General features: G+C 65.1%; 18 protein-coding genes and 1 tRNA gene. 6 read left to right on the forward strand and 13 right to left on the reverse strand.

Translation table 11 applies throughout. The features are described from left to right. Positions 1 to 7 precede the first annotated feature (7 nt). Both tcuB and tcuA read right to left on the reverse strand, forming a co-directional pair. Positions 8 to 1,114 (reverse strand): tricarballylate utilization 4Fe-4S protein TcuB, encoded by a 1,107-nt coding sequence (gene tcuB, locus IVA91_RS01945; RefSeq protein WP_247280779.1) that lies wholly within the window; start codon positions 1,112 to 1,114, stop codon positions 8 to 10. Next, on the reverse strand, positions 1,101 to 2,492 hold the full coding sequence (tcuA, locus tag IVA91_RS01950) for an FAD-dependent tricarballylate dehydrogenase TcuA (protein ID WP_247280780.1): 1,392 nt from the start codon (positions 2,490 to 2,492) through the stop codon (positions 1,101 to 1,103). The genes tcuB and tcuA overlap by 14 nt, the downstream gene beginning before the upstream one ends. Positions 2,493 to 2,643: 151 nt before the next feature. On the opposite strand from tcuA, the gene IVA91_RS01955 reads away from it, so the two are divergent. After that, complete coding sequence (locus IVA91_RS01955) at positions 2,644 to 3,327, forward strand: GntR family transcriptional regulator (RefSeq protein WP_247280781.1); 684 nt, start codon at positions 2,644 to 2,646, stop codon at positions 3,325 to 3,327. A gap of 12 nt (positions 3,328 to 3,339) precedes the next feature. On the opposite strand, the gene ybaK is transcribed toward IVA91_RS01955, so the two are convergent. The 7 genes from ybaK to mobB form a co-directional block, all read right to left on the reverse strand. Continuing rightward, positions 3,340 to 3,813, reverse strand: coding sequence for a Cys-tRNA(Pro) deacylase (gene ybaK, locus IVA91_RS01960; protein ID WP_247280782.1), 474 nt, complete (start codon positions 3,811 to 3,813; stop codon positions 3,340 to 3,342). A 234-nt stretch (positions 3,814 to 4,047) separates the two neighbouring features. After that, positions 4,048 to 6,816 (reverse strand): formate dehydrogenase subunit alpha, encoded by a 2,769-nt coding sequence (gene fdhF, locus IVA91_RS01965; protein WP_247280783.1) that lies wholly within the window; start codon positions 6,814 to 6,816, stop codon positions 4,048 to 4,050. After that, the gene (locus IVA91_RS01970; protein WP_247280784.1) at positions 6,813 to 8,516 is read right to left on the reverse strand and encodes an NADH-ubiquinone oxidoreductase-F iron-sulfur binding region domain-containing protein; all 1,704 of its coding nucleotides are present in this window, start codon (positions 8,514 to 8,516) and stop codon (positions 6,813 to 6,815) included. Before IVA91_RS01970 ends, fdhF begins: the two co-directional genes overlap by 4 nt. A gap of 149 nt (positions 8,517 to 8,665) precedes the next feature. After that, entirely contained in the window at positions 8,666 to 10,318 is a 1,653-nt protein-coding gene (locus IVA91_RS01975; protein WP_247280785.1) for an OFA family MFS transporter, read from the reverse strand. A 315-nt stretch (positions 10,319 to 10,633) separates the two neighbouring features. Further along, on the reverse strand, positions 10,634 to 10,897 hold the full coding sequence (locus IVA91_RS01980; protein ID WP_247280786.1) for a sulfurtransferase TusA family protein: 264 nt from the start codon (positions 10,895 to 10,897) through the stop codon (positions 10,634 to 10,636). A gap of 46 nt (positions 10,898 to 10,943) precedes the next feature. Then, positions 10,944 to 12,200 carry a gephyrin-like molybdotransferase Glp gene (gene glp, locus IVA91_RS01985; protein WP_247280787.1) on the reverse strand — a complete coding sequence of 419 codons (1,257 nt, stop codon included), beginning with the start codon at positions 12,198 to 12,200 and terminating at the stop codon, positions 10,944 to 10,946. A gap of 9 nt (positions 12,201 to 12,209) precedes the next feature. After that, a complete protein-coding gene (mobB, locus tag IVA91_RS01990; protein WP_247280788.1) occupies positions 12,210 to 12,737 on the reverse strand; it encodes a molybdopterin-guanine dinucleotide biosynthesis protein B in 528 nt (175 codons plus the stop codon). Between the two features lie 104 nt (positions 12,738 to 12,841). On the opposite strand from mobB, the gene fdhD reads away from it, so the two are divergent. Together fdhD and mobA are read left to right on the forward strand one after the other, a co-directional pair. Further along, positions 12,842 to 13,732 carry a formate dehydrogenase accessory sulfurtransferase FdhD gene (gene fdhD / locus IVA91_RS01995; protein ID WP_247280789.1) on the forward strand — a complete coding sequence of 297 codons (891 nt, stop codon included), beginning with the start codon at positions 12,842 to 12,844 and terminating at the stop codon, positions 13,730 to 13,732. A 1-nt stretch (position 13,733) separates the two neighbouring features. Further along, positions 13,734 to 14,369, forward strand: coding sequence for a molybdenum cofactor guanylyltransferase MobA (gene mobA / locus IVA91_RS02000; RefSeq protein ID WP_346015461.1), 636 nt, complete (start codon positions 13,734 to 13,736; stop codon positions 14,367 to 14,369). 32 nt (positions 14,370 to 14,401) lie between these two features. On the opposite strand, the gene IVA91_RS02005 is transcribed toward mobA, so the two are convergent. From IVA91_RS02005 to IVA91_RS02015, 3 genes are read right to left on the reverse strand one after another with little or no spacing between them, the layout of a single operon-like run. Next, positions 14,402 to 16,351 carry a molybdopterin biosynthesis protein gene (locus tag IVA91_RS02005; RefSeq protein ID WP_247280790.1) on the reverse strand — a complete coding sequence of 650 codons (1,950 nt, stop codon included), beginning with the start codon at positions 16,349 to 16,351 and terminating at the stop codon, positions 14,402 to 14,404. Between the two features lie 13 nt (positions 16,352 to 16,364). Beyond that, positions 16,365 to 17,471, reverse strand: a complete 1,107-nt coding sequence (locus IVA91_RS02010) for a molybdopterin-binding protein (RefSeq protein WP_247280791.1) — start codon at positions 17,469 to 17,471, stop codon at positions 16,365 to 16,367. 54 nt (positions 17,472 to 17,525) lie between these two features. Next, on the reverse strand, positions 17,526 to 18,359 hold the full coding sequence (locus tag IVA91_RS02015; protein ID WP_247280792.1) for a substrate-binding domain-containing protein: 834 nt from the start codon (positions 18,357 to 18,359) through the stop codon (positions 17,526 to 17,528). Between the two features lie 376 nt (positions 18,360 to 18,735). On the opposite strand from IVA91_RS02015, the gene IVA91_RS02020 reads away from it, so the two are divergent. Then, complete coding sequence (locus IVA91_RS02020) at positions 18,736 to 19,965, forward strand: ABC transporter substrate-binding protein (protein ID WP_247280793.1); 1,230 nt, start codon at positions 18,736 to 18,738, stop codon at positions 19,963 to 19,965. Positions 19,966 to 19,984: 19 nt separating this feature from the next. Here IVA91_RS02020 and IVA91_RS02025 read toward each other — a convergent pair whose 3' ends face one another. Further along, positions 19,985 to 20,950, reverse strand: coding sequence for a TAXI family TRAP transporter solute-binding subunit (locus IVA91_RS02025; protein WP_247280794.1), 966 nt, complete (start codon positions 20,948 to 20,950; stop codon positions 19,985 to 19,987). 106 nt (positions 20,951 to 21,056) lie between these two features. On the opposite strand from IVA91_RS02025, the gene IVA91_RS02030 reads away from it, so the two are divergent. Further along, a complete protein-coding gene (locus tag IVA91_RS02030) occupies positions 21,057 to 22,031 on the forward strand; it encodes a tripartite tricarboxylate transporter substrate binding protein (protein ID WP_247280795.1) in 975 nt (324 codons plus the stop codon). A gap of 353 nt (positions 22,032 to 22,384) precedes the next feature. Then, positions 22,385 to 22,460 (forward strand) — tRNA-Ile (locus tag IVA91_RS02035). Positions 22,461 to 22,529: the final 69 nt, after the last annotated feature.

The following is a 22,529-nucleotide window of genomic DNA, read 5'->3' on the forward strand; positions in this document are numbered from 1 at the left end:
AAGCCTCTCAAGCGCTGGCTTCGCTACGCCGCTCCTGTGCGTAACGCACCAGCGCCGCGAAGCGATAGATGCCGTGCACGAACTTGCCATAGGGCATGGTGATGAACAGCGCGAACACCGCGCCGAGATGCAGCGCCAGCAGCGGCCCCATCGCAGAGGTCTCGCGCAGGAGCAGGAGGGCCATGCCCGTAAGACCCGTCAGGAACAGCATGGCGATGAAGCCCACGTCCATGCCGTAGCGGCTCTCGTCGAGCAACGCTGGATCGCGGCGCATCTTGGCGGCGAAGAGCCCGATCGGCCCAATGATCAGGCCGATGCCGCCGAGCGTGCCGAGCACGACAGGCAGGTCCCACCACGGATAAGGCGCCTCCCGGCCGAGCACATAATGATACAGCGTGGCGACGGACGTCGCCGCAAAGCACAGCAGGAAGCCGTAGAAGGTCAGGTGGTGATAGAGCTTGCGCCGATCGGTCGGCTTGTCGTCTTCGTTGTAGCAGCCGACGCCGCCGCCATGGAGGTAACGCAGCTCGCCGGCATCGCGGATCGCTTGAAAAATCGAACCGCCGTCGGCGCGGCCGCCAATCGGCGGACCGATGTCACGCCAGAAGGCGCGCACGCTCAATACGAGCGCGAGGATCGCATAAAGCAAGGCAGCGCTGAACAGCGCGGCCATCGCGTTATGGGGCATCAGCCTGTAGAACGCGCCGGGTCCGGTGTGCACGCCGAACAGCACGCTGCGGTCGTTCCAAATGGCGAAGCCGAGGATGAAGACGGCCATGCTGAGCGCGGCGATGATGCTGATGACCAGCCCGTTGCGGGCAAATGTGCCTGATAGCGCCTGCGGCCAGGCATAGGCTGCGTAGGACTCGGCGCGCACAATTGCCAGCGTCTTCGGAACGTTGACGTTGAATTCGTGCGGCGGCGAGAACTGGCAGTCGACATAGCAGGCGCCGCAGCCATGGCAGAGATTGGCGAGATAATTGAGATCGCCGTCGGAGAAGGCGCGGCGCATCTCCATGGCCGGAAACACCGCGCACAGACCCTCGCAATAGCGGCAGGAATTGCAGACCGTCATCAGACGGTCGGCTTCGTCCAAAATCCTAGTTGCGTGCATGCTTTGCCGCTTCCCGTCCTGCGATCCGCCCGAACACGCTGCCGATGGTCATGCCCATGCCGGCGGCATAACCCTTGCCGAGCACGTTGCCGGCCATGATCTCGCCGGCCGCGAACATGTTGGCCGACGGCCTGCCGTCAGCCATCAGCATCCGCGCCTCCTTGTTCACGCGCGTGCCGAGATAGGTGAAGGTGATGCCGGGCCGCACCGGATAGGCCAGATAAGGCGGCGTCGCGATCCGGCGCGCCCAATGGGTTTTCTGCGGCGTGATGCCTTCGGTGCGGCAGTCATCGAGGATGGTGTGATCGAAGGTGCCGGGCCGCACCGCAGCGTTGAATTCGGTGATCGTCTTCTCCAGCGCGGCCGGATCGAGATCTAACTTGGCGGCGAGCTCGGTCACCGTCTGCCCGGCGATCGGCGGAAACAGCGTGGGCATGAAGCTCGTGACCACTGTCGAGTCGAAGATGATGTAGGCGATTTGGTCGGGCTGCGCCGCGACCAGCCGGCCCCAGATCGCGTAGCGCTTCGGCCAGATGTCCTCGCCTTCATCGTAAAAGCGTTGCGCATGCTTGTTGACGACGATACCGAACACGACGGAGTCATGGCGGGTGATGATGCCGCCGTCGAATTTCGGCGCACGGGCGTCGATCGCGACCGCATGGCACTGTGTGGGATCGCCGACTTCCTGCACACCCTTATCGAGCAGCATCTTCAGGATCGAGCCGCGGTTATAGGGCGTGCCCCGGATCAGGAAATTGTCGGCGGCCTCGCCCCAATATTGCTTCAGCCATTCGATGTTGGCCTCGAACCCGCCGGCCGCCGCCACCAGCGAGGTCGCGCGGATCTCGATCTCGCCGTTGACCGGCCGCTTAAGGCGGGCGGCGAGGAACATGCCATGCTCGATAACTAGGTCGATGACTTCGGCATCGTACTCGACCTCGACGCCGAGCTGCTCGGCGGTGAGATAGAGCGCATTCAGCATCGCTCGCCCGCCGCCGAGGAAGAACGAGTTGGTGCGGCCGAGGCTCAGCGTGCCGCCGAGGGAGGGCTGCCAGCGCACGCCCTGCTCGACGATCCAGTTGAGAATGTCCTTGGACTCCCGGATCATATGACGGGCCAGCACCTCGTCGGTTTGCCCGCCGGTGACGCGCAGCAGGTCCTCCCAGAACTCCTCCTCGGTGTAGGGGCCGGTCAGGATTTCGGTCGCGGCATCATGGGCGCAGCGCATGTTGCGGGTGTGACGGGTGTTGCCGCCGCGATAGAATTTTGGCGCCCCCTCGAGCACCAGCACCGACGCCCCACCCCGGCGCGCGGCGATCGCTGCGCACAGAGCGGCATTGCCGCCGCCGATCACCAGCACATCATATTTGCTGCCCATACCGTCTGCCCGATGGCACGCCAGATTAGAGACAATTGCCGTCAGCGGCCATGTCCAAGCACGACCGCTGTTGCGTACCTTTGTATACAAAGATATACATAGGCGGCGCAAGCGGCGCGTCGTGCATGGGCAGGATGCGCATCGAGGGACAATGGCCAGACGCCCGGCAAGGACAGGCGGAACGATCGCGCGCGGCGGTGGTGTCGCGCTGGGCGAAGCGGTGTTCCGTTCGCTCTGCGAGGCGCTTCAGGCCGGCACCTACCGTGCCGGCGACCGCCTGCGCGAGGAAGAGGTCGCGCAGCGGCTGAAGGTCAGCCGCACCCCGGTTCGCGAAGCCCTGGGACGCCTCGCGGCACGCGGCTTCGTCGAGCCAGCCGGCGGCCGCGGGCTGATCGTGCGCAACCTCGACATTTCTGAGGTGCTCGAGCTCTACGCCATGCGCGAGATCATGGAAGGCGCCGCTGCGCGCCTAGCCACCGAACACGCCTCCACCACGGAGATCGACGCGCTCCGCGATATCGAGCAAGCCTTTGTCGAGACCTCCGCCAGCCACGCTGCCGAACTGGCGCGGCTCAACCGCGCCTTCCACGAGGCGATCTGCCGCGCCGCGCGCAACCGCTATCTCGACAATGCGTCGCGCGAATTGCAGGACTGGATCGCCCTGCTCGGACTGACCACCTTCACCATGACAGGCCGCCCCAAGACAAGCCACGGCGAGCACCAGGCCATCATCGGCGCTATCGCTGCCCGCGACGGCGACAAGGCCGAGCAGCTCGCGCGCGCCCATATCCGCGAGGCGCTGCGCTGCCGGCTCAAGCTGCTGCAGAAGCAATAGGCGCGAGGCGCCTCAGGCAATCACGTCCGCGACGACTGCCGTCAGAACGTCGCGCACATCAGCCGGCCTCACCCGCACCTGCAAGCCGCGCTGGCCGCCGTTGAGATAAACCTGGTCATGCGCGAGCGCGCTCCGCTCGAGCACAGTGCGCACCGCCTTCCGCTGCCCGAACGGACTGATACCACCAACCTTGAAGCCAGTCAGGCGCTCGGCCTCTGGCGGCTTCATCATCTGCGCCGACTTGCCGCCCGCAGCGATGGCGAGCTTCTTCATGGAGACTTCCTGGTTGGACGGGACGATCACGCAGACCGGCTTGCCGTCAACCACCGCCATCAGCGTCTTCAACATGCGCGCCGGGTCTTCACCGAGCGCGGAGGCGGCCTGGAGCCCGATGCTCTCGGCGTCGGGATCGTAGTCGTAAGTGTGGAGGGTGAAGGCAACTCCGGCGGATTCAAGCGCCCGCGTGGCTGGGGTGGCTTTGGACATCAGTCACATTTACCACCGTCATTGCGAGGAGCGAAGCGTTGTGGGGGAGCCGTCAGCACGCCGGCCGAGCACCACTGGGGGCCCGGCGTAGCTTCGCGGAGACGGGACCGGGTGATCCAGTACTCCGAGACGACTGTGATCAAACCGATGGGCCGCGGCGTACTGGATGCCCCGCCTTCGCGGAGCATGACACTGATTTGGGAGCAGCCCGAGCGATCGTATCGCGGCTCTCCCCTACTCCGCAGCGTCCCGCATTTCCACGCGTTCGGCCCTGGCCGCGCAGAACTTGAATTCCGGGATCTTGCCGAAGGGATCGAGCGCCGGGTTGGTCAACAGGTTCGCCGCCGCCTCTGCGTAGCAGAACGGCATGAACACCATGTTCTCCGGCACGTCGCGGTCGGAGCGCACTTTGACCTCGACGGCGCCGCGGCGGGTCTCCAGGCGAATGAAGTCGCCCGGCGCGAGCCTCTTCTTGCGCATGTCCTTCGGCGACATGAACGCGACCGCCTCGGGCTCGATCTGGTCGAGCACCTGCGCGCGGCGCGTCATCGAGCCGGTGTGCCAGTGCTCGAGCACGCGGCCCGTCGACAGCACCATCGGATATTCGGCGTCGGGCAGCTCGTCCGGCGGAATGACCTTGGCCGGCACGATCTTGCCGCGGCCGCTCGCCGTCGGGAAGCCCGTGGTGAAGATGATCTCGTTGCCGGGCTTGTCGGGAGCGTCGGCCGGATAGGTGACTGCGCCTTCGCGCACCAGCCGTTCCCAGGTGATGTTCTTCAGCGACGGCATCAACTCCGCCATTTCGGTGTAGACGTCGCCGGGGCCGGAGTAATTCCACGGCAGCCCCATGCGCTTGCCGATCTCTTGGATGATCCAGAGATCCTGCCGCGCATCGCCGGGCGGCTTGATCACCTGGCGCGCGAGCTGCACGCGGCGGTCGGTGTTGGTGAAGGAGCCGTCCTTCTCGGCGAAGGCCGAGGCCGGCAGGATCACGTCGGCGTGGAACGCGGTCTCGGTAACGAAGAGATCCTGCACCACGAGATGATCGAGCATGGCCAGCGCGTGGCGTGCGTGCTGGAGGTCGGGATCGGACATCGCGGGGTTCTCGCCCTCGATGTACATGCCCGTGATCTCGCCGGCGTGGATGGCGTTCATGATCTCGACCACGGTCAGGCCGCGGACGGGGTCGAGATCCTGTTGCCACAGCTTCTCGAAAGCGCCGCGCATGTCGTCGCGTCCGACCGGCTGGTAATCCGGCAGGAACATCGGGATCAGGCCGGCATCGGAGGCGCCCTGCACGTTGTTCTGGCCGCGCAGCGGATGCAGGCCGGTCCCGGGACGGCCGACCTGCCCGGTGATCAGCGCCAGCGCAATCAGGCAGCGCGCATTGTCGGTGCCATGGACGTGCTGGCTGATACCCATGCCCCAGAAGATGATCGACGATTTTGCGCGCGCATAGGTCCGCGCGACCTCGCGCAAGGTCTGCGCCGGGACGCCGCAGATCGGCTCCATCTTCTCCGGCGTGAACTCCTTGATCTTCTCCTTGAGCTCGTCAAAGCCTTCGGTATAGCCGGCGATGTATTGGTCGTCGGTCAAGCCTTCGGTGATGATCGTGTTGATCATCGCATTCAGCATGGCGACGTCGGAGCCCGGCTTGAACTGCAAATGCTTGGTCGCATGACGCGACAGCGACTGCCGGCGCGGATCCATCACGAACAGTTTTGCACCGTTCTGCTTGACCGCGTTCTTGATGAAGGTCGCCGCGACCGGATGGTTCACGGTGGGATTTGCGCCGATCACGACGATGACCTCGGCATCCATGGCTGCGGAGAACGGCGCCGACACCGCGCCCGAGCTCAGGCCTTCGAACAGCGCTGCCACGGACGAGGCATGACACAGACGGGTGCAGTGATCGACGTTGTTCGAACCGAAGCCGGTACGCACCAGCTTCTGGAACAGATAGGCCTCTTCGTTCGAACCCTTGGCCGAGCCGAAGCCCGCCAGCGCCTTCGCGCCCTTCTCATCGCGGATCTTGACCAGACCCTTGGCCGCGATGTCGAGCGCTTCTTCCCAGCTCGCTTCGCGGAAATGAGTGAAGGGATTGGCCGGGTCGACCTGGTCGTTGGCATCCTTCTTCGCATTCGGCAGCCGCACCAGCGGCTTGGTCAGGCGGTGCGGATGGTGGATGTAGTCGAAGCCGAAGCGGCCCTTGACGCAGAGGCGGTTGTGATTGGCGGGGCCGTCGCGGCCCTCCGCGTAGATCACCTTCTCGTCCTTGACCTCGTAGGTCACTTGGCAGCCGACGCCGCAGAACGGGCAGAGGGAATCCACCTTCCTGTCGGGATAGGTGACGCGCGTTTGCTTGTCGTCGAGCATCACGGCCGGCATCAACGCGCCGGTCGGGCAGGCCTGCACGCATTCACCGCAGGCGACGCAGGTTGATTCCCCCATGGGATCGTCGAAGTCGAACACGATCTTGGCGCCGGCATTGCGGTACGCCATGCCGATGACGTCGTTGACCTGGACCTCGCGGCAGGCACGCACGCACAGGCCGCACTGGATGCAGGCGTCGAGATTGACGCGCATCGCCGGATGGCTCGCGTCGGTCGCCCAGCGCTCGGCAGCGGGGAAGCGGCTCTCGGTGACACCCGTCGTCTCGGCCCAATGCCAGAACTTGGAATCCGGATCGTGCGAGGTCTCACGCGCCGGCTGGTCGGCGACGAGCAGCTCCATCACCATTTTTTGCGCAGCGACGGCGCGCGCGCTTTCGGTCTTCACCTTCATGCCGACCGACGGCGTGCGCTTGCAGGACGCCGCGAGCACGCGCTCGCCCTCGATCTCGACCATGCAGGCACGGCAATTGCCGTCGGGGCGATAGTCGGGAGCCGGCGAATAACAGAGGTGCGGGATCTCGCGGCCCTGGCGCTGGGCCACCTGCCAGATCGTCTCGCCGGGTTTCGCTTCGACCTGCTTGCCGTCGAGCTCGAACGTAATCTTGGTCATTCGGCCGCTTCCTTGAACTCGTCAGGGAAATATTTGATTACCGAGGACAGCGGATTCGATGCCGCCTGTCCGAGCCCGCAGATCGAGGCGTCGCGCATCGCCTGGCTCAATTCTTCCAGCAAGGCCCGGTTCCAGACCGGCTTCTGCATCAGCAGCGCGGCCTTCTGGGTTCCGACGCGGCACGGCGTGCACTGACCGCAGCTCTCGTCCTCGAAGAACTTCATCAGGTTTAGTGCCGCTGCGCGCACGCTGTCCTTGTGCGACAGGATCACGATCGCGGCGGAGCCGATGAAGCAGCCGTATTTCTCCAGCGTGCCGAAATCGAGCGGGATGTCGTCCATCGACGCCGGCAGGATGCCGCCCGACGCGCCGCCCGGGAGGTACGCGTAGAATTGATGGCCGTCGGCCATGCCGCCGCAATATTCATCGATCAGCTCGCGCACGGTGATGCCCGCAGGCGCGAGCTTCATGCCGGGATTCTTGACGCGGCCCGAGACCGAGAAGCTGCGCAGGCCATGCCGCTCATGGCGGCCATTGCCCTTCCACCAGTCGGCTCCCTTCTCGACGATGTCGCGCACCCACCACAACGTCTCGATGTTGTTGATCAGCGTCGGCAGGCCGAACAGGCCGACTTGGAAGGGATAAGGCGGCTTGTGCCTGGGCAGGCCGCGCTTGCCTTCGATGCTCTCCAGCAGTGAGGATTCCTCGCCGCAGATATAGGCACCGGCGCCGCGGCGCATATGCAGCGTCGGACCGCCCGGCGGGAGCTTGGCGATCTCGCGCTCAAGGATCTCGCGTGAGGCCGGATATTCGTCGCGCAGATAGATGTAGACGTCGGAGGCTTGCACCACATGCGCGCCGATCAGCATGCCCTCGATGAAGCGATGCGGATCGGTTTCGAGATAATAGCGGTCCTTGAACGTGCCGGGCTCGCCTTCGTCGCCGTTGATCGCCATCAAGCGCGGGCCGGGTTCGCCCAGCACCGCACGCCATTTGCGCCCCGTCGGGAAGCCGGCGCCACCGAGACCGCGGAGCGAAGCGTCATCGAGCGCCTTCAGCAGGTCGTCCTTCGGTAATTCGCCGGAGCGGAGGCGATTGAGCAGCTTGTAGCCGCCGCCGGCAACATAGGCGTCGTAATCGACATATTTCGGCAGATGCGCGTGAGTGTCGCCGGCCTTCGCGGCCGCCATGACATTGGCGACGGTCGCGTGGTCGACGAAGTTGTGGCCGACCTCAGCGGCAGGCGCCGTATCGCAACGGCCGACGCAGGGCGCGCGTACCACGCGAATGCCGGGACCCGATGCGCTCTGCAAATCTTGCAGCAGCTTTTCGCCGCCGAGCATCGCGCAGGTCAGCGAATCGCAGACGCGGATCGTCAGCGGGGCGATGTCAGGCTCACCTTCTTTCACCACGTCGAAATGCGCGTAAAAGGTCGCGGTCTCGAACACCTCGGCAAAGGCGAGCTTCATCTCGTCGGCGAGCGCGGCGAGATGCGCGGCCGAAATCTGGTGGTACTTGTCCTGGATCAGGTGCAGATGTTCGATCAGCAGGTCGCGCCGCCGCGGCCTGTCGCCGAGCAGCTGCTCGATTTCGTGCGCGGCCGTGGGGTCGACCTGTCGTCCCTTGGAGGTCGCCTTGGCTCGCTTCCGGCCACCGCCGGGATGTTCGAACGAGCGGACCTGTTGCACGTCGTGGCTCATCGCTGCGTCTCGTAGCCCTTCTTGGAACATATCTAATCCTAGGCCCTGGCATACCAGATGCCAAGAGAATTCTCGCGCTCAAATAGGCATTTAAAGGCATGCGGCCAATAAGGCCGCATGCCCTGTACGCCACGAAGAGGTTTGCGCGATCAGAGGATCTTAACCGCGCTCTCGAGCGTCTTGTAGACACCCCACGCCAGCGGAACGCAGACGAAGAGCCAGAACAGTGCTGCCTTGACATCGAGGCCGCCGGTGCCGATTCCGAACGAGCCGGTCTGCACGGTGGCGGCGCCCGCATTCGCCGCCTGCAACTTGGCGACGTCGGCCTCGCTCATGTACCATTTCGGATCGACCGGCTTGACCAGGTAGTTGCAGATGATGCCAGCGATCAGCATCGCACAAAGAATGTACATCGTGGTGTTGTAGAGCTGGTCGCGCGGAACGCCCGCCGCGAGTTGGAACTCGCGAATGTAGTTCACCACGACCGGGCCGATGATGCCTGCGGTGGACCACGCCGTCAGGAGCCGGCCGTGAATGGCGCCGACGAACTGGGTGCCGAACATGTCGGCGAGATAGGCCGGCACGGTCGCGAATCCACCGCCATACATCGACAGGATGATGCCGAAGCCGAGCACGAAGAGCAGCTTCGAGCCCATGGCCGCAAAGGTCGGCGCCAGCGCGTAGAGAACGATGCCGAGAATAAAGAACGTGTAGTAGGTGTTCTTGCGGCCGATCGTGTCCGACAGCGTTGCCCAGAAGAAGCGGCCGCCGATGTTGAACAGCGATAGCAGGCCGGCGAAGCCCGCCGCAATTCCAGCGATGACCGTCTTCTGCTCGACCGAGAGCTGACCAAAGGTAAGCTCCGGATGTCCGATCAGCTTGCCAGCAAAGATTTCCTGGAGCATCGGAGAAGCCATTCCGATCACGCCGATGCCCGCCGACACGTTCAGACACAGCACCCACCAGATCAGCCAGAACTGCGGCGTCTTGTGCGCGTTGTTGAGATGGACGTGATGCTCGGAGATCATCGTCTTCTTCTCGCTCGGCGGCGTCCACCCCTCAGGCTTCCAGCCAGCCGGCGTCACGCGATAAGCGAAAGCGCCAATGGTCATGAAGACGAAATAGACGACGGCCATGACGACGAAGGCCTGCCATACACCGACATCGGTCGAGGTCTTGAAGTAGTTGATCAGGAGGTTGGCAAATGGCGCGCCGATCATCGCGCCGCCACCGAAACCCATGATTGCCATGCCGGTCGCCATGCCGCGGCGGTCGGGAAACCATTTGATTAGCGTCGACACTGGCGAGATGTAACCGAGACCAAGACCTATGCCGCCGATCACGCCGGAGCCCAGCCACATGATCCAGAGCTGATGGGTATAGATGCCGATCGCGCCAAGCAGCAGGCCACCGCACCAGCATAGCGCAGCAACGAAGCCTGCTTTGCGCGGACCGACCCGCTCGAGCCAGCCGCCCCAAACAGCGGCGGCAACGCCGAGCACGACGAAGAACAGGGTGAACATCCATCCCAGACTCGCAACCTTCCAGTCGCAGGTGGTGGTGAAGAGCTCTTGCCACAGCGACATATCCGGACAGGCTTTCGGCGCCGTGATGCCGATGGCTCGGGAAAGCGGCAGCCAGAACACTGAGAAGCCATAGGCCATGCCGATGCAGAGATGAATGCACAGCGCCGCCGGCGGCACCAGCCAGCGGTTGAATCCGGCGGTCGCGATGGTCCGCTCGCGATCAAGAACCCCCGCGCCACGGCCCGAAATGGTCCCGGCGCTCTCAACACTAGCCATGCATTCCTCCCCTGAGGCCGCCCTTCTGAGCAGCCTGCCCTAAGATCCTGATCTCCAGTCCAGCGACGCAGCCAAATGTCCCTGCTGCTCCGCTCAATGATTCGACGCGCGTCAGGATCGTCACGCGCATCCGAAATGCTAACCCCTCGGGCGGGATGCTATGCCCTATACGACATACAGGCATTGTGAGCGCGGCCCGTCGATCAGCGTGTCGCAGACAAGACTCAACCTCCGCGCCTGAACGGAGAAAGCCAATTTGCAGAAGCCATGAACGATGTCGATAGACAAATGGTCGGTATCAGCGCGGTAACGTTCTCAAGAACGCGACGCACCATTAGCGCTCTCTATCGAACGATTTGATTTTTCTATCAAGAACACGATACGCGCGTCGTTGCGCTCTGTGATCTCCACCGTGTCGCCGGTCTCGCGGATCAGGTTCGGAATGTCAATCACCGACAAGGGATCGGTGCAGTGAACCTCGAGCTGATCGCCGGGCTGCAACGGCTTCAGTGCTTTTCGGGTCTTCAGGGCGGGCAACGGACATTTTAACCCGGTGAGGTCGAGCGTCGTTCTGGTCATGGGCGCACCATGGCGGGGCCGATCGATGGCGTCAACGCAAGGACCGCTAGAGCAGATCGGCATAGAACAAGAAGCCTACGTCCTGTCCAGGTTCGACCTGCGTGATGTCTTCGCCAAGCTCAACGAGGCCACTGGTCTCCACCAGTGAGGACAATAGCCCGGCTCCCTCGCGCGGGAACTTGATGACCTCCAGCGTGCCATCCTTTCCGCGCCGCAAGGAGGCGCGAACATATTCGCGCCTGCCTTCCTTCTTCCTGTAGGTGAACGCAGCACGCACAGGGATCGGCAAGTGCGGCTCCGGCAGAGAACCGGCCAGCGCCAGCACCGTCGGCCGCACCACATGCACGAAGGTGACAAAGCTCGCAACGGGATTGCCGGGCAATCCGATCAGCGGCGTGCCGTCGATGACGCCCATCGCCACCGGTCGGCCGGGTTTGATCGCCATCCGCCACAGCACCAGCGAGCCGACGCTCTCAACCGCCGCCTTGACGTGATCCTCCTCGCCGGTCGAGACGCCGCCAGTGGTGAGGATCAGGTCGTGATCGCCTGCAACCTGCTTCAGGCCATGTGCAAGCGAGGTACGCTCGTCCCGCAAGATGCCGAGATCGCTGACCTCGCAGCCGAGCCGGCGCAGCATCGCCATCAGCATGAAGCGGTTGGAATCGAACAGTTGCGAGGCCGCGCGCGGCTCGCCGGGCGAGGCCAGCTCGTCACCGGTCGAGAAAACTGCGACGCGGATGCGCCTGACGACGTCGAGGCTGGTCAGGCCGAATGCTGCCGCAAGAGCGACATGCTGCGGCCGCAAGCGCTGCCCGGCGCGCAGCGCGACGTACCCTTCGGGAATGTCTTCGCCCGCAGGGCGGACATTGGCACCCGGCTTCAATCCCGGCGGCAGCACCACCTTGCCGGACTTATCGACGCGGACATCTTCCTGCATGAAGACGGTTTCGGCGCCCAGTGGCATCGGCGCGCCCGTGAAGATGCGCGCGGTGTGGCCGGGCTTGATCGGTGCCTGTGCAAGGCCGCCGGCCTGGATACGGCCGTCGAGCGGCAACGCTTGCTCGGTGCTTTGCGGAAGATCCGCGTTGCGCACGGCGTAACCATCGACGGCGGAGTTGGTGAAGGGCGGCAGCGGCAAAGGCGCTGCGATGTCGTGCGCCAGTACGCGTCCGTCCGCGTCGACGAGCGCAACCGTTTCGAGATCGGCGATCGCATTGACGCGCGTGGTGATCAGGCCAACGGCCTCATCCACCGACATCATCGGGCCGCCGAAGGCAAAGCAATCGTCCGATAGTTGCGCCATGGTGCCTCGTCAGCGCATCGCGGCGCTTTTTGCCACCGCTTCGTCGACCGGCATCGCTGCGCGCAGCAACAAAGCCGCGGCGGCCGGAATATCGTCGAGATGGACAGTCGGCAGGCGGGTGTCAACCGCGACGTCGGCGACAATCCCGGCAATGCCGGGATCGTCTGGAAACAGCAGTGGCTTGCCATTGGCGCCGCGATGCACCTCGATCTTGCGATGTGGCTCGCGCTTAAAACCTTCGACCACGACCAGATCGACCGCGGATAGCTTGCTCAACAGTTCCGGCAGCCGCGGCTCCTTGGCGCCGCGCAGCTCGTGCATCAGGGCCCAACGGTTCGCCGAAGCAACCAGCACCTCGGCCGCGCCGGCCTCGCGATGGCGCCAGGAATCCTTGCCGGGCACGTCGACGTCGAACTGGTGATGCGCATGCTTGATCACGGAAACACGCAGGCCCTGCGCGTTGAAATGCGGGATCAGCCGCGTCAACAGCGTGGTCTTGCCCGCCCCACTCCAGCCTGCAAGCCCGATGACTTTCATAACCGCCCGATCTCCGCCAACGGCTCACGAGCCGATGGAACCTCCGGCCTTTCCCCGCCATGCTTATATCGGCTTGATCCGAATGTCATGCTAACCTCGCAACCATGATGAAGATCGACAAGACCCCGGTGCCCCTGATCGTCCCTGACACGGACGACCCGCGCCTGACCCAGAGCGTGACCGGGACTGACCAGACTGGCGCCAGGGTCGAGATCAAGGTGCCGATGGAGCGGCCACTGACGCTCTACCTGAATTCGCAGGAGATCGTCACCATGATGACGATCGGCGACTATCCGGAATATCTGGCGCTCGGCTACCTGCTGAACCAGAACATGCTGAAATACAATGACGAGGTCACTGAGGTCGAATACGACGACGACCTGCAGGTAGTCGTGGTGCGCACCTCACATCACACCAATTTCGAGGCCAAGCTGAAGAAGCGCACGCAGACCTCGGGCTGCGCGCAGGGCACAGCTTTCGGCGACCTGCTGGAAGCGGTCGAGAGCGTCGCACTGCCGAAGGCAGAGCTGCGCACCTCGTGGCTGTACCAGATGACCCAGACCATCAACACCATGCCCTCGCTCTATCTGGAGGCCGGCGCAATCCATGGCTGCGTGCTGTGCAAGGAGGGCACCCCGCTCTGCTACACCGAGGACGTCGGCCGCCACAATGCGGTCGACAAGATCGCGGGCTGGATGTACCGCCACGGCGTCGATGCCTCCGACAAGATCCTCTACACCACGGGACGCCTCACCTCGGAGATGGTGATCAAGACCGTGCGGATGGGGATTCCGATCCTGGTGTCGCGCTCCGGCTTCACCGCCTGGGGCGTCGATCTCGCAAGACAGGTCGGGCTGACGCTGGTCGGGCGCACGCGCGGAAAACGCTTTATCGCACTCGCGGGCGAGGACCGCATCGTCTACGACCAGAATCTCGCTTACGTCGAGGAGGAATCGGCCAAGCACAAGCGCAAGGGTGAAGGTGGTGACGACTAGGATTCCGGCGACGAGTGTTCCGCCGACTGTTGGCGTGCTGCTCGCCGGCGGTCTCGCCCGGCGCATGGGCGGGGGTGACAAGCCAATGCGCAGCATCGGCGGCTGCACCATCCTGGAGCGTGTGATCGCGCGCCTTGCACCCCAATGCAACGGGATGATCCTCAATGCCAACGGCGATCCCGCGCGCTTCGCCGCGTTCGGCTTGCAGGTGGTCGCCGACGACGTGCCCGGCTTTCCCGGCCCGCTGGCCGGCATCCTCGCGGCGCTCGACTGGACCGCGGCGAACCGGCCGAACATCGAGTGGGTGCTCAGCGCCGCGGGCGACTGCCCGTTCCTGCCGCGCGATCTGGTCACCCGCCTGCATGAGGCGCGCGCGCGCGAGCACGCGCAGCTCGCGGTCGCGGCATCAGGCGATCAGTCGCATCCGGTGATCGGTCTGTGGCGCGTGGACATGCGTGAGGAGCTACGCCACGCGCTCGTGGTCGAGGACCTCCGCAAGATCGACCGCTGGACCGCGCGCTATCCGCTGGCGACGGTGAGATGGCCGACCGAGCCGCTCGACCCGTTCTTCAATGCCAATACTGTCGAGGACATCGCCGAGGCCGAGCGGCTGGCGGCGCTGGATGAGGCGTCCTAGCGCGCTTACGACGTGGCCGCATGCGGGGCCGTTCACGCAGGCCGAAATCCGGCGCGCTCCAGCGCCGCGCGCGCCTCATGCGAGCCGAGCGCATCGAGAAAGGCCTGCACTGCCGGCCGGTCTTTGCGCGCCGTCACCAGCGCGAAATCATAATGCTCCTCCGCGAGCGGAATGAAATCGAGGCCGCCCGCATGGGCGACCGGCGCAATGGTCATGCCCCAGTCGGCGCGGTGCTGGGCGACGGCGGCGGCCACTGCATTATGCGAGCGCGGCTGGTTCCAATAGCCCTCCGGGCGGGCGCCGCCGAGCAGCCGATCGATCAGGATGCGCGTGCCGGCGCCCTGATTGCGGTTGACCATGATGCAGGCGGGATCAGAGATCGCAGCCGCGACCGCCTCCTTCGCACTGAGGTCTTCGAAACGCTTGTCGCCTTTGCGGAAGACGATGCCCTGCATCCGCCGCCAGCCCGGAACGAGCTCAAGCCCTTCGACGAGATAGGGCGAGTTGTAGGTCTCGCTTCTGTCGTCGAACAGATGGATCGGCGCGAGATCGCATTCCCCGCGCCGCGCCGCCGCGAGCCCGCCGAGACTGCCGACGGCGATCGAGCGGACGGAAAGACCGGCATGCGCGAGCTGTGCCGTGACGAGATCGAGGCCGGTGCAATGGCTGCCGACGATGACGAGATCCGGCACGCGCACATGCGGCGTGAACAGGGTTACCTCGGCTTCGGTCCCGGCCGGCATCTGGTCGGCGAGCGCGTGGATGCGCAAAAAGCCGTCGGCCTGCGCGAATGACGTGATCGCACCAGACCCCTTGCCGGAGGGATAGGCGATCAGGCCGCCGCGCCCCTCGACCAGCGAGACCATGACGAATTCGGTGCGGCCGAGCTCCGAGGCGATGCGGACCGGCACGGTCGCGCTGACCTTGGCATCGGAGCGCGGCGGCAGCCCGGCCATCCTGCGCAGCACCGGCACGATCATGTCGTGGAAGGTGAACATCGCCGAGGTCGGAAAGCCCGGCAGGATCACCACCGGCTTGCCGTCGCACACCGCAAGGCACAGCGGCTTGCCGGGCTTGAGCGCCACGCCATGCGCGATGATTCCGGGCTGGCCGAGCCGGCCGATGATGCGATGGGACAGGTCGCCCGCGCCTTTCGACGTGCCGCCCGACAGCACCAGCATGTCGGCATCCGCCAGCGCGCGGCGCATGGCGGCTTCGAGCTTGGCTTCATCGTCGGGAATGGCGCCGAGGAAGACCGCTTGGCCGCCATTCTCGTCGATCGCAGCAGTGACGATCGCACCATTGGTGTCGTAGATCTCGGCGGGCGCGAGCAGCTCTCCTGGCTGCACCAATTCGTCGCCGGTGGAGATGACGGCCACAAGCGGCTTGCGCGCGACATTCACCTCGGCGACGCCGCAAGCGGCCAGCATGCCGATCTCGCGCGAACCGATGATCGTCCCCGCACGCAGCAGCGCTTCGCCGCGCGCGATGTCGGATCCGGCATAGGCGACGAATTGCCCGGGAGACGTGGCGCGACGGACCTCGATCGCGTCCGATCCTGCCGGCTGGGTGTGCTCGACCATGACGACAGCGTCGGCGCCGCGGGGCAGCGGACCGCCGGTGGCGATCGCCGTTGCGGACCCAGCCGCCACTTGCAGCGTCGGGGCCGTGCCGCAGTGGATGGCTTCATCATTGAGCCAGAGACGAACGGGTGCACCTTCCCCTGCCGCAACGACATCGGCGGAGCGGACGGCAAAACCGTCGACATTGGAGCGGTCGAACGGCGGAACGTCGATCGGTGCCGTGACGTCTTCGGCGAGCGCCGCACCGAGTGCATCGGCGAGCCTGCACGGTGCACTCGGAATCGACCGCGGGAACAGCGCCGCCTCGAAACGTCCCAGCGCTTCCTCGCGCGACAGGATCTTGAGGAATTGCTCCTGTTCGAGCGCGCTGCGCTCTTGCGATCGCGGAATCATCGTCATGCCGGAACCCATATCATTCCCGCATCAGATAGGCACCGACCGGCGTGCCCGCCGCAAATCCCTCGTGGCTGGCGGGGACGAGCAGCCATGCATCGGCGCGCACGATGGCCTGGAGCGGCCATTCGCCCACGGCAAGCGGCATCCACGCATGATGTTCCTCGACCAGCAGGGCCATTTCTGCGATGCCCACACCGGATGCAATCTTGCGTGCGAGCGGCAAGGTCAGCTGTCGGCGTGGCCGGCGCGCCGACAAGTGATCGATGAGCGGCAGCACGAGCGCGAGCCAGGCCGCGAGCGCATGATCGGGCGAGCCGGGCAAGGCGACAATCGGAACCTTTTCGAGCCGGCCGACCGCAGCGGTGCGTCCAGGCTGGAGCGCAAGGCCATGGGCAAGCACCTCGCCACGCTGGGCCAGCGCCGCGACAGCTGCATCCCCACGGCCGACGCCACTGCCGCCGACTGTCAGCAGCAGATCGCAGGAGGAAGCGTCGAGCGTCTCGGCAATCGATGCTCCGTCGCGCGCGCCGGCCTCACACGTCTTCACCTCCAGCCCCGACGCGCGCGCGATCCCGGCGATCATCTGCGCCGTTGCCGTTGCGCCGGGCACGTTGACGATGCGCAGCCGCGGCCGCCGCACGCTGAACTTTTCCAGATGCGTGACGCGCGCGATCAGCAGATCGGCCGCGCCGATCGGATAGCCCTCGGCGCCGGCGGGCGTGTGCGCTGCGACGTCGCTTCCCGCCCGCCTGACGCCCTGCCCCGGCACGGCCTCGGCCAACACCTGCGCGAGCGGACCTGACAGCTCGACCGCACCGGCGTCGAGCACGCAGTCGCATCCCTCCGGCATCGCCTCACCGGCATCGACCCATGCAGGAGCCATCGCCAGTGGCAGCGGCGAATACGCGGACGCACCGACGAGATCATTGGCGGAGAGCGCCCAACCGTCTGCGGCGGCAATGTCGCGCGGGGGATAGGCGGCAAGCAGCGGAGCGCCCACCGCGACGCAGCCGCTCGCTTCCGCCAGCGGCAACTCCATCGGCGCGACAGGATCGACGCCTCGCAGCAACGCGGCGAGCGCAGCGTCGAGCGGCGTGAGCGAGGACGGCAGGCGCTGAATCATGCGCCATGATGGACCATGCATCGCCCGGTTTGGCAACCGCCAGTGCTACGGACATTACCCGCCGGACCTGTCCGAATTGGGGAAGAACAGCTGCTGCCCGTCGATCTTGTAGCCGGCGATCGCGGTCTGCCCCTCCGGCGAGGTCAGCCAGTCGATGAAGGTCTGCGCGAGGTCCTTCTTCACGTTCGGAAACTTGTCGGGGTTCACCAGCATCACGCCGTACTGATTGAGCAGTCGCCTGTCGCCTTCGACGACGATACCGAGATCGCCGCGATCCCTGAACGAGATCCAGCTGCCGCGGTCCGACAGCGCATAGGCGTTCGCGGCGCGCGCGGCCTCGAGGGCTGCCTTCATGCCGGGCCCGGCCTCGCGATACCAGGCGCCCTTGGCGCTCGCGATGTCGATGCCGGCGACGATCCAGAGCGCGAGCTCCGCGGCATGGGTGCCCGAGCGGTCACCGCGCGTCATGAACGGCGTCCCCTTGGCTTCGATCGCCTTCAGCGCGGTCGCGATGTCTTTGCCCTTCACGCCCGCGGGATCGCTCTTCGGCCCGATCAGCACATAATCGCTGTACATCACGTCGAGGCGCTTCACGCCAAAACCGTCGGCGACGAATTTCTCCTCCTGCGGTCGCGCATGCATCAGCACGACGTCGACTTCGCCCCTTCGCGCCCCCTCGAGTACTTCATCGGCGCGCCGCACGATCACCGTCACGTCGATGCCGGTCTTCGCGCGGAAGATCGGCAGCAGATAATCGAGCAGGCCGGACTCCTGCGTCGCCGTCGTCGACGCGAGGACGATGCCGCGCTCCTCAGCGGATGACGCCGCAACGCCCGCGGCAAGGCCGCAGAGAAGTGCGAATGCAACGGACAGGCGGCGGACGGCCATGATCGGGTTCCCATTGGCTTGACGGGATCATGATGATGATCGATTGCGCCGCACTCGTGACGCATCGGGGCTCCTTGCGCTCTGCGCCGGCCAGACCGATTGCGGCATCGCCCGCGCGCGGCGGCGGCGCGCTCGACCTCGCGATGCGGCAGCGTAGCTATTTCCCCCCGCCATGCAGGCCCTGCCCGGCTGCTCGGCGAAGGGCGGCCGCGCCAGCGTGCCAAGGAGCCCACCGGCTACGACCCTTCGCCGGCCCGACGGAGCCGCTTCGCCGCCTGACATTGACGCCCGCCCCCAAATAGTTGCAAAAGAAACCAATTCAGCCGGGCATACCCGGGCAACACCGGCCAACGAGCCGGATCAGGGGAGGAGAACCATGAATCCAATCAGGTTTGGACTGCCGGTCGCGGCCGCCTTCGCCGCGACGTTCTCGGCGGCGGCGCTGCTGCCGGATGCCGCAATGGCGCAGGTGTCCGACGACGTCGTCAAGATCGGCGTGCTCACCGACATGAACGGGCCGGCCTCGGCACCGACCGGCCAGGGCTCGGTGACGGCGGCGCAGATGGCGATCGACGATTTCGGCGGCACCGTGCTCGGCAAGCCGATCAGCGTCGTGATCGGCGACCACCAGCTCAAGGCCGACATCGGCGGCACGATCGCGCGGCGCTGGTACGACGTCGACCAGGTCGATCTGATCGTCGACGTGCCGGTCTCCGCGGTCGGGCTCGCGGTGCAGAACGTCGCCAACGAGAAGAAGCGGCTGTTCATCACCCACTCCACGGGCACCGCGGATTTCCACGGCAAGTTCTGCTCTCCTTATGCGATCCAATGGGTGTTCGACACCCGCGCCCTCGCGGTCGGCACAGCGGATGCGGTGGTCAAGCGCGGCGGCGACAGCTGGTTCTTCATTACCGACGACTACGCCTTCGGCCATTCGCTGGAGCGCGACGCTTCCGCCGTCGTCACCGCCAATGGCGGCAAGGTGCTGGGCTCGGTCCGGCCCCCGCTGGCGACGCCCGACCTCTCCTCCTTCGTGCTGCAGGCGCAGGCCTCCAAGGCCAAGATCATCGGCATTGCCGCCGGCCCCCCCAACAACATGAACGAGATCAAGACCGGCTCGGAGTTCGGCGTGTTCAAGGGCGGCCAGCAGATGGCGGCGCTGCTGGCGCTGATCACCGACATCCACGGCCTCGGCCTGCAGGCTGCGCAGGGCCTGCTCCTGACGACGTCGTTCTATTGGGACATGGACGACAAAACCCGCGAATGGTCGAAGCGGTATTTCGCCAAGATGAACAAGATGCCGTCGATGTGGCAGGCCGGGGTCTATTCCAGCGTGATGCACTATCTCAACGCGATCAAGGAAACCGGCACAGACGATCCGCTCAAGGTCGCCGCAAAAATGCGCGAGAAGCCGATCGAAGATTTCTTCGCCCGCAACGGCCGCTTGCGCGAGGACAATCTGATGGTGCACGACCTCTGGCTGGTGCAGGTGAAGACGCCGGAGGAGAGCAAATATCCCTGGGACTATTACAAGATCCTCACGACCATTTCCGGCGACAAGGCGTTCGGGCCGCCGGACCCGGCGTGTCCGCTGGTGAAGAAGTGACGATCGCCTAAAGCGATCGTCACTTCGCCACGCCGATCTCGCGAAAATACGTCATCACGCCCGGATGGATCAGCTCCGGCTTCGGCGCTGCCGCGACTGTGTTCGCGGCCGTCGTCTCGCAGGCCTGCGCGAGCTTCTTGCAGAACGTCGCCTCGACGCCGTGCAGCGTCTTGGCGAGGCGATAGGCGACATCGTCAGGCAGATCCTCGCGCGTCAGCACAAAACTCCACGAGCCGAGCGAGGCGATCGGCTCCGTCTGCTTCGGATAAGTATTGGCCGGCACGGTGAGCGGCTTGAGGAACGCATGCTTGGCGCGGATGCGCGCGATCTCGTCCAGCTCAGGCGCAATGAAGCGCGCGCCTGATGCGCTTGATGCCACCGCGGCAAAGCCGGGCCAGCCGATGCCGGCGCCCCACAGCGCGGCGACGCGGCCGTCTTCGACCATCGCCGGGCCGTCGCCGGCGCGGTCGAGATAGACCGCCTTGAAATCCTCGTCCTGCTTCAGGCCGAGTCCGTCAAGCACATAGCGCGCCAGGATCGGCAGGCCCGAGCCTTTGGCGCCGAAGGCCACGGGCTGTCCGACCAGATCGTGAATCGTCTTGTAGGGACTGTCCGCCCGCACCACGAACATGCCAGGGTTGGAATAGATCGCGGTGAGAATCTTCAGCGCCACCTTCGCACGGCCAATGCCGGCGAAGGCCTCGTAGGCCGGCTCGCCTGCGACCAGCGCGAGATCAAGCTCGCCCTTCTCCAAAAGCGGAATGTTCTCGCTGCTGCCCTTGGTGTTGCGCGGGACGACGGAAATTTGCGGGTCGGCTGCGTTCATCACCTCGGCGAACGCGTTGCCATAGAGTGGAAAGCCGCCGCCGGGCGTTGCGGTGCCCAAACTGATCGTCGTGATCGAAATGGCCGTGCCTCCGGTCTGGGCAGCAGCGGGGCCAAAGAGCAGCGCCGCACTGACGAGGATGAACGTTGCGAATCTCATGGTCGCTCCCGCGGACCTGCGTCAACACCGACTTGCGACGATGTAGGCAGCAGCCGGATTTTGTGAAAGCATGTCGCCCAAAGACAATAAAGCAATGGGAGGCGTGATGTTGCGAATTTTGCGTAATGGTGTTTTCGGGCTCGTCGTTCTTGCCACGCTTTTCGGCGCCACGCCGCGCGCCTCCGCTGCGTATCCCGACCGCCCCGTGCACTGGCTGATCGGCTTTTCCGCCGGCGGCCCGGTCGACATCGTGGCGCGGATCATGGCGCAGTGGCTGTCGGACCGCCTCGGTCAGCAATTCATCGTCGAGAACCGCACCGGCTCCGGTGGCAACATCGCGGCCGCCGCCGCGATCAATTCGCCGCCGGACGGCTACACGCTGCTGTTCGTCGCACCCAACAATGCGATCTCGACCTCGCTCTACAAGAAGCTGCCGTTCGACTTCCTGCGCGACACCGTGCCGGTCGCCAGCATCATGCAGCTCACCAACATGCTGGTCGTCTCCAATGCGTTTCCGGCGAAGACGGTTCAGGAGTTCATCGACTATTGCAAGGCCAATCCCGGCAAGGTCTCCTTTGCCTCGTCCGGCAACGGCACCTCGGTGCATATGTCGGCGGAGCTGTTCAAGGTGATGACCAAATGCGACATGGTGCACGTGCCCTATCGCGGCTCGGCCATCGCCTTCCCCGACATCATCTCCAACAAGGTGCAGCTGATCTTCGACAACCTGCCGTCCGCGCTGGAGCAGGCCAAGGGCGGCAATGTCCGCGCGCTAGGGGTGACCTCCCCGCAGCGCTGGCCGAGCGTTCCCGACGTGCCCGCGATCGCCGAGACCGTGCCGGGCTTCGAAGCGGTCGGCTTCTACGGCATCTCCGCGCCGAAGGGCACCCCAAGCGAGGTCATCGAGATCCTCAACAAGGCGGTGGGCGAAGCGCTGAAGGACCCGAAGCTGGTGGCACGCCTGGCGGAGACCGGCGGCATCCCCAAGCCGATGACGCCGGCCGAGTTCGGCAAGCTGGTCGCGGACGAGACCGAGAAGTGGCGGAAGGTGGTCGAGTTCGCCGGCGTGTCGGTGGATTAGGGCCCCGCGGCGGGTGCGGTTGCTCGCCGGCAAACGTTCGGGGGACCGGCGGGCCCCTCACCACAAAAGTGCGAAAACAACCCCATGCACAGTAGAAGACGTGAGCAATTTCAGCGGGTTACGGAAACGGAAGGACAGCCGCCGGCACATGATCGCAGAGCCGTTTGACTCGTCGGGCAAAACAATGGCAAAATGCGATTATTCCGAATCCCGCAATCAACCAAAGAGCCGCGCTTGCCACGCGGCGCCCGGCGTTCCGTTTGAGCAGAGCCAGCATTGCACCCCCGCCCCAGGCCCTGTAAACGAACCGCGCACCGTTGCCGGCCGCTTGCAAAAATGGCCGCCTCGCGGCGGGGCCTGTAGCTCAATGGTTAGAGCCGGCCGCTCATAACGGTCTGGTTGCAGGTTCGAGTCCTGCCGGGCCCACCAGTAAATCGATCATCACCACTTGGCAGGCTTTCGTTTTTCCCTTGCTGCAACAGAAACGCCGCGCGCTGC

This window comes from Bradyrhizobium sp. 153 (assembly GCF_023073835.1).
Lineage (GTDB): Bacteria > Pseudomonadota > Alphaproteobacteria > Rhizobiales > Xanthobacteraceae > Bradyrhizobium.

Bases quoted from the DNA above. Each gene is read 5' to 3' on its own strand.
- tcuB (WP_247280779.1), bottom strand. From the start codon at position 1,114: ATGCACGCAACTAGGATTTTGGACGAAGCCGACCGTCTGATGACGGTC.
- tcuA (WP_247280780.1), bottom strand. From the start codon at position 2,492: ATGGGCAGCAAATATGATGTGCTGGTGATCGGCGGCGGCAATGCCGCT.
- IVA91_RS01955 (WP_247280781.1), top strand. From the start codon at position 2,644: ATGGCCAGACGCCCGGCAAGGACAGGCGGAACGATCGCGCGCGGCGGT.
- ybaK (WP_247280782.1), bottom strand. From the start codon at position 3,813: ATGTCCAAAGCCACCCCAGCCACGCGGGCGCTTGAATCCGCCGGAGTT.
- fdhF (WP_247280783.1), bottom strand. From the start codon at position 6,816: ATGACCAAGATTACGTTCGAGCTCGACGGCAAGCAGGTCGAAGCGAAA.
- IVA91_RS01970 (WP_247280784.1), bottom strand. From the start codon at position 8,516: ATGAGCCACGACGTGCAACAGGTCCGCTCGTTCGAACATCCCGGCGGT.
- IVA91_RS01975 (WP_247280785.1), bottom strand. From the start codon at position 10,318: ATGGCTAGTGTTGAGAGCGCCGGGACCATTTCGGGCCGTGGCGCGGGG.
- IVA91_RS01980 (WP_247280786.1), bottom strand. From the start codon at position 10,897: ATGACCAGAACGACGCTCGACCTCACCGGGTTAAAATGTCCGTTGCCC.
- glp (WP_247280787.1), bottom strand. From the start codon at position 12,200: ATGGCGCAACTATCGGACGATTGCTTTGCCTTCGGCGGCCCGATGATG.
- mobB (WP_247280788.1), bottom strand. From the start codon at position 12,737: ATGAAAGTCATCGGGCTTGCAGGCTGGAGTGGGGCGGGCAAGACCACG.
- fdhD (WP_247280789.1), top strand. From the start codon at position 12,842: ATGATGAAGATCGACAAGACCCCGGTGCCCCTGATCGTCCCTGACACG.
- IVA91_RS02005 (WP_247280790.1), bottom strand. From the start codon at position 16,351: ATGACGATGATTCCGCGATCGCAAGAGCGCAGCGCGCTCGAACAGGAG.
- IVA91_RS02010 (WP_247280791.1), bottom strand. From the start codon at position 17,471: ATGATTCAGCGCCTGCCGTCCTCGCTCACGCCGCTCGACGCTGCGCTC.
- IVA91_RS02015 (WP_247280792.1), bottom strand. From the start codon at position 18,359: ATGGCCGTCCGCCGCCTGTCCGTTGCATTCGCACTTCTCTGCGGCCTT.
- IVA91_RS02020 (WP_247280793.1), top strand. From the start codon at position 18,736: ATGAATCCAATCAGGTTTGGACTGCCGGTCGCGGCCGCCTTCGCCGCG.
- IVA91_RS02025 (WP_247280794.1), bottom strand. From the start codon at position 20,950: ATGAGATTCGCAACGTTCATCCTCGTCAGTGCGGCGCTGCTCTTTGGC.
- IVA91_RS02030 (WP_247280795.1), top strand. From the start codon at position 21,057: ATGTTGCGAATTTTGCGTAATGGTGTTTTCGGGCTCGTCGTTCTTGCC.